Origin of the sequence: Mesorhizobium sp. M1A.T.Ca.IN.004.03.1.1 (assembly GCF_003997555.1) — a bacterium.
In the GTDB taxonomy this organism is placed as follows: domain Bacteria; phylum Pseudomonadota; class Alphaproteobacteria; order Rhizobiales; family Rhizobiaceae; genus Mesorhizobium.
The window spans coordinates 1-237 of sequence record NZ_RZTV01001078.1 but is presented as its reverse complement, the minus strand read 5'-3'; the positions used below and the strand labels follow the sequence as shown (position 1 = coordinate 237).

The 237-nt window shown below is 64.1% G+C and carries 1 protein-coding gene; it reads left to right on the top strand.

Annotation, left to right across the window (positions count from 1 at the left end; genetic code table 11):
- Positions 1–237, top strand: a 237-nt coding sequence (locus tag EOD29_RS34990; RefSeq protein ID WP_127248925.1) for an HTH domain-containing protein, incomplete at both ends; no start/stop codon positions are given.

The following is a 237-nucleotide window of genomic DNA, read 5'->3' as shown; positions in this document are numbered from 1 at the left end:
TGCAAGTTCTTCGTCGTCACCGCGGAACGGTGGCCGGCTTGACGCTTGCGCGCGAGCTCGGCGTTTCGCTGCGGGCCATCCGTCGTGACATCGTGACGCTGCAGGCAATGGGCGCGGATATCGATGGAGAGCCCGGGGTCGGCTACATACTGCAGCCGGGCTTCCTTTTGCCGCCTCTGTCTTTCACGGAAGAAGAGATCCAGGCGCTTGTCGCTGGCGCGCAGTGGGTTAGTCGGC